This is a genomic window from Dietzia sp. UBA5065 (genome assembly GCA_002415925.1).
Lineage (GTDB): Bacteria > Actinomycetota > Actinomycetes > Mycobacteriales > Mycobacteriaceae > Dietzia.
Genome location: DIAZ01000094.1, coordinates 8,509 through 8,911 on the forward strand (window position 1 = coordinate 8,509; position 403 = coordinate 8,911).

Sequence of the window (403 nt, forward strand, 5' to 3'; positions counted from 1 at the left end):
TCTCGTCGGTCTCGTCGTTCACCGGGGTGGACCTCCTCATGGCCGTGAGCCCCCATCCTAGGGCAGCCCTCCGACAGTCGGGCACTATCAGGTCATGGTGCACACGGTGACCCTCCTGACCCGCGAGGGCTGCGGAAGCTGCGTCCGCGTCCACGGCCAACTGATCCCCCTCTGCGCGGAGGCCGGCGCGCCGCTGGAGGTGGTGGACGTCGACCGCGCCGAGGACGCCGAGCTCGCGATGGAGTACGGGGACCGTCTTCCGGTGGTGTTGGTGGACGGCGCCGAGCATTCGTGTTGGGAGGTCGACGACGACGAGCTCGTCGCCACCCTCGCCCGTCCTGATCGGTTCCCGGGCTGGGACTGACCGGCCGGACGGGTACGTCTCTGTCTCTTATACACATCT

Annotated in this window: 1 protein-coding gene; it reads left to right on the forward strand. The window is 68.2% G+C overall.

The window, feature by feature from the left end:
• Positions 1 to 94 precede the first annotated feature (94 nt).
• Positions 95 to 364 (forward strand): glutaredoxin family protein, encoded by a 270-nt coding sequence (locus B4M60_RS07105; protein WP_291081708.1) that lies wholly within the window; start codon positions 95 to 97, stop codon positions 362 to 364.
• The last annotated feature ends 39 nt before the right edge of the window (positions 365 to 403 follow it).

Excerpts from the sequence above, each read along its gene's own strand:
- B4M60_RS07105 (WP_291081708.1), top strand. The coding sequence starts at position 95 with ATGGTGCACACGGTGACCCTCCTGACCCGCGAGGGCTGCGGAAGCTGC.